Annotated in this window: 4 protein-coding genes and 1 pseudogene; 3 read left to right on the forward strand and 2 right to left on the reverse strand. The window is 68.6% G+C overall.

What is annotated here, in order from left to right; all coding sequences use genetic code 11:
- Positions 1-123 precede the first annotated feature (123 nt).
- Complete coding sequence (locus ABF401_RS13145) at positions 124-1,224, reverse strand: DUF8744 domain-containing protein (protein ID WP_353510014.1); 1,101 nt, start codon at positions 1,222-1,224, stop codon at positions 124-126.
- 60 nt (positions 1,225-1,284) lie between these two features.
- Entirely contained in the window at positions 1,285-2,346 is a 1,062-nt protein-coding gene (locus ABF401_RS13150) for an alpha/beta hydrolase (RefSeq protein WP_353510015.1), read from the reverse strand.
- Between the two features lie 198 nt (positions 2,347-2,544).
- Here ABF401_RS13150 and ABF401_RS13155 point away from each other — a divergent pair, with 198 nt between their 5' ends.
- The 3 genes and pseudogenes from ABF401_RS13155 to ABF401_RS13165 form a co-directional block, all read left to right on the forward strand.
- Positions 2,545-4,059, forward strand: a complete 1,515-nt coding sequence (locus tag ABF401_RS13155) for a molybdopterin-dependent oxidoreductase (protein WP_353510016.1) — start codon at positions 2,545-2,547, stop codon at positions 4,057-4,059.
- A 245-nt stretch (positions 4,060-4,304) separates the two neighbouring features.
- The gene (locus tag ABF401_RS13160) at positions 4,305-4,751 is read left to right on the forward strand and encodes an SRPBCC family protein (protein WP_353510017.1); all 447 of its coding nucleotides are present in this window, start codon (positions 4,305-4,307) and stop codon (positions 4,749-4,751) included.
- 62 nt (positions 4,752-4,813) lie between these two features.
- Positions 4,814-4,998 (forward strand): annotated as a pseudogene (locus ABF401_RS13165) (aspartate aminotransferase); the annotation flags it as partial.

Here is a 4,998-nt window from a genome sequence, read left to right on the forward strand (position 1 = left end):
CGACGAGGTGGACCATGAGCCACCGCGAGTAGGCGAAGAACGGGTGGACCAGGCTGACCAGCAGTGCCACCATCAGCCAGATGACGACGGGCCGGTCGCGCATGAACCACGAACCGCGGGTGCTCATGAGGTTGTCCTTTTCAGCGGGGTGACGCCTGCGATGCTCGATCCCGCAGCGATCGCGAAGAAGAGAAGCAGGGCGACGATGTTGATGATCGAGCCGACCTGCCACAGCGTCCGCAACCCAGCCAGATCGCCGGCGAAGATGCGGATTGCGAGGCCGATGTGCATGAGCACCAAGGGGATCCACATGACCGGTCGATAGGGAAGCGGTCGCTTGAGCACCGCGGGAAGGATGATCGGTGCGTGGGCCATCACCATGGAAATGGCGAAGCCGAGCATGACCGCGTGGATGACGACGTCGTAGAGGGCGCCCTCGGTCTGGGCCCCGGCCACCACCCAAGTGACGGCGGCGAGCAGGAGCCAGGCATAGCCGCCGAGCAGAGCGCCCGCGCTGAAGCGGGGGAGTCCGGTGGTCCGGATGGTCCGACGGGCGACGTCGTGGCGGACGAGCCAGACGACGAGTGAGGCGATGACGAGCCCGGTGGCGCGTGCCCCTGCTTCGGCAGAGACGAGGGTCAGCACGAGCGCCACGGTCAGCGCGGCGGCATGGAGGACGAGCGTCCGGCCGCCGCTTGTCGGCATGGCGAGGCGGGCGAGCTCGACCCGCTCGGCGCAGATGGTGAGGACGAGGAAGCCGACGAGCCATGGCATGAGCCACGGCATGTCGACGCGGAGCCACAGGAGCGCGGCGATGGTGAGGTGGACCGCGCCGAGTAGTTCGACGACGACGACATCATCGTGGTTGCGCCGCCACAGCGCGGCATACACCGCCACGAAGGCGATGCTGCCGTCGACGAGGAGCAGCTGGCCGAGCTGCATGGGCGCGGGGCTGATGAGCGCGAGTGCCCCCGTCCCGAGGAGCCCCGGCGCGAGGTAGCCCAGCGGGTGGCGGAGCGCGACCGCGCGCTCCATGGCGATGAGGGTGCCAAGGAAGCCGCCGACCATGAGCATGCCGTGGAGGTCGCCCAGCCGCTCCGACTGCACCGGCGCGGCGACCCCGACGAGCAGCAGCGCGGCGTTGACCCCGGCCAGCATGGCCAGCCCGGCCGGGACGAGGAAGACCGCTCGCGAGAGCGCCACACCCGACCGGTTGTTTTTCACGGAGCCAACTGTAGATAATGGACCCGCTCGACTCCAAGCCGGCCACGGAGCCGCCCCGCCTCAGCGCACGAGGATCTCCACGATCTCCTCGGCGACGCGTCCGGGTACCTCGAGTGGGATGCCGTGCGCGATGCCCTGGAGGACGACCTCCTTGGTCTTCCCGCCGTTCGCCGCGTAGGCGGCAAGGACGGACCTCATCTGCGCCTCCATCGGTTGTGAGGGCAGGACGTCGGCCCCGGGCCAGCCGGGCACGGCGCCCAGCGCGCCGAGGGTGGCCAGGTCGAAGAGGGACTGGTCGCTGACGATCTTGTCCTCGGTGCCGCGCAGCCAGGTGATCGGCGGCTTGGGGGCCAGGTCGGCGATGGCCGAGGCGTTGAAGTGCGTCGGCGTCATCGTGTTGAGGATGCCGCGGTCGCCCGGTGCGAGCGTCGGCCAGTTCTCCGACGGCTTCGAGTCGCCGGGGTAGAAGTCCTCGCCCGTCCGTGTCGTCAGCAGCTCGTCGACGAGGAACTCCTCGTCGACGTTGCCGGCATTCGCGGCCGGTCCGAAGTAGGTCATCATGACGACTCGCGGGCTGGAGGCTGGGTCATCCGCGCTGCGGTCCTTCGCCGCCAGGCGCCTGACGAACTCCGGGTTGGCACCACCGCCCCCGCTGCCGGCGCCATCGGGGAAGCACAGCTCGCCATCCTCACCCTTGGTGCCGCCGAAACCGTACGGCGAGAGCGGCGCGATGAGCGTGAGGCTGCCCAGGTCGCCGGGGTGGTCCAGGAGGTACTGCTCGAGCACGCCGGCCCCCATCGACCAGCCGACGGCGTTGACCTTGCCGGTGCCGGCCAGTCCGAGCGTCGTGAGCAGGGCGCGGACGTCATCGACCATGTCCGCGAGCCCGCGGGTCGCGTCGATCGGCTCGGCGTCGGTCAAGCCGAAGCCACGCAGGTCGGGCGCGATGACTCGGACGTCGTCGGGCAGCTCGGCGGCGACGTACTTCCAGAAGCCGCCGGTCGAGAGGTTGCCGTGGATGAGGAGCACGGGCGTCCCGTTCTCCGGGCCGCTCGTCCAGACGTTGAGGGCCAGGCGTGGTGTCTCGACGATCGAGCAGGTGAAGTCGGCTGGGCTGGGCACGGGGCGATCCCTTCTGCGACGGGCCAGGGGTGTCGCCTGTCTACCAGCCGTCCCGCGCGAATGGCAGTGTGTGCTTGCCCCACAGGAGGGCGCCTCGGGTGTGGGGCACGACGGGTGGACTTGATTTGCACGGTGCCTGCCGTGTAAATAAATACTACGAACAGTAGTAGATCCACCCGCAGCCTGCCTGGAGCCACGATGAACGAGTTCGACTTTCCCGCCTGGCTGAGAGTCACCCACCTGCTCAACTTCTTCCTCATCGGACTGCTGCTCAGGTCCGGGTGGCAGATCATCGCGACCCATCCGCGGTTCTACTGGCGCAACGACTGCGGTCCGGGCACGGAGTGGATCAAGTTCACCAAGCGGGTCGTGCCTCCCGAGGAGGGTGCCTACACGGCCCACGACGACGAGCTCGAGCCGCCCAGCTGGCTCACCTTGCCGGGCGGTCGGAACCCGGGGCTCGGCCGCCACTGGCACGGGTTGGCCACCGTGCTGTGGATCCTCAACGGCCTCGTCTACGTCTCGCTGCTCTTCCTCACCGGTGAGTGGCGGCGGATCGTCCCGACGTCGTGGAGCATCTTCCCCGAAGCGTGGGAGTCGCTGAAGATCTACGTCGGCTTCGGCATTCCCTCGATCGAGCACTTCACCCCCTACGACGCCCTGCAGCAGCTCGGGTACTTCACCGTCGTGTTCATCGCGGCACCGCTCATGATCGCAACCGGACCGACGATGTCGCCGGCCTTCATCGGCCGGTTCCCGTGGTACCCCAAGCTCTTCGGCGGACGTCAGGCCGCGCGCTCCATCCACTTCCTCGGCATGGCGTTCCTCAGCCTCTTCATCGTCGTGCACGTCGCCCTGGTCTTCATCACGCACCGCGAGTACAACGTGACCCACATGGTCTTCGGGGAGTACGACCCCGCCCGCGTCGCCCAGGCCACGACGATCATCATCAGCACGATCGTCCTCGTGGTCGTCGCCTGGCTGGCCATCAGCTACCTGAGCATCCGCGACCGGCGCGGCAGCCAGAAGTTCCTCTACGGGGCTCTCGAGCCCTTCCGGCGCGTCACGCTCAACAGGCTCAAGCCGCGGATGCACCGCGCCAGCGTCTACACCGAGAAGGACATCTCGCCCTACCACTGGACCAACGGCCGCTACCCCGCCCCGGACGAGTCCCCGGAGTGGCACGAGCTCGCTGCCCACGACTTCCGCGACTACGAGCTCGAGATCGGCCCCGCCGACAACCCGGTGCGGGTCCCCTTCGACCGGCTCAAGGCACTGCCCCAGCAGGAGCAGATCGTCCTGCACGCGTGCATGCAGGGCTGGACGGGCGTCGCCAAGTGGAAGGGTCCTCGGGTCATGGACGTGATGAACCTCGTCGGGCCACCACCGGCGGACGCCAAGTTCCTCGTGGTCACGTCGTTCGGCCTCGCCCAGAGCATGAGCGACGGCCGGCCGCTCGAGCCGTTCTACTCGGTGATCCCGATCGAGGACTGCCGCGAGGAGGACTCGATCTTCGCCTGGATGATGAACGACAAACCACTGCCGTGGACCTTCGGGGCTCCGCTGCGCCTCCGGGTCGAGTCCTACGTGGGGTACAAGATGGTCAAGTACATCCGGTCGCTCGAGTGGGTCACCGACTACAGCACGATCGGTGACGGCATGGGTGGCACCCGCGAGGACTCGGGCTACCAGGTCATCAACGCCCGGATCTGACCTGGGCGGGTCGTGGCGGCCGTATGCCGCTGGGCTCGCCCCCGCGTCGAGGGTGCAGTTCGCGCCGGGGCTGGGCCTCCGACAGGCGCGCAGCGGGTCAGTTGTCGGCGGGTTATCCGGGCCGAATGCGCCGACAACCGCGCCCTGGGTGCGTTGGCGGCGGCGACGCACCACCTCGCCCGTCTCGAACGCAGGACTAGAGTCGAGGGCGTCTCGGAGGCGGTCAGGGAGGGTCGGAGGTTGGCATGCCGAGTGTGCAGCGTTCCATCGTCATCGCCCGACCCGTCGACGAGGTGTTCGACTACTTCGCCGATCCAAGGACGGGGACGGAGTGGCGGAGCTCGCTCGCCGAAGTGTCGGCCGAGGGCCCGGTCGCCGTGGGGACCGTGTTCCGGCAGCGAGTCTCCGGACCGGGAGGTCGCACCGTCCCGGCCGACATCCGGATGACGACGTACGAGCCCGGGCGGACGGTCGCCTTCGTCGGTGTGGCAGGTCCTCTTCGGCCTGACGTGGCCTACGACTTCGAGCCGGTCGAGGGCGGCACCAAGGTGACGTTCTCGATCTCCGCGCCACTGTCCGGGGCCAAGAAGCTGTTCCTCGGGCCCATCGTGCAGAAGAGCATGGAGACCGAGCTTGCCGGGCTCGACACCGCTAAGCGGATCCTCGAAGCCCGTCCGGCGGCCGACGTCTGATTGGCCCCGAGAACGGCACCCCCTGCACAGCCATCGCGTCTGGCTGCGGGAGACTGGGGCTCGTGACCCACCGGACGAGCCCGCTCCAGCCATCCCTCCGTTCAAAGGTGCCACCCTTCGAGGTGATGGACGTCCTCGACCGGGTGGCGGTCCTCAGGGCGGCTGGTCGCGATGTCATCTCGCTGTGCGCCGGCGAGCCGTCAGGCGGCGCCCCGAGTGCCGTGTCCCGGGCGGCCGCGGAGATCCA

The sequence above is a fragment of the Intrasporangium sp. genome (assembly GCF_040414665.1).
GTDB lineage: Bacteria > Actinomycetota > Actinomycetes > Actinomycetales > Dermatophilaceae > Intrasporangium.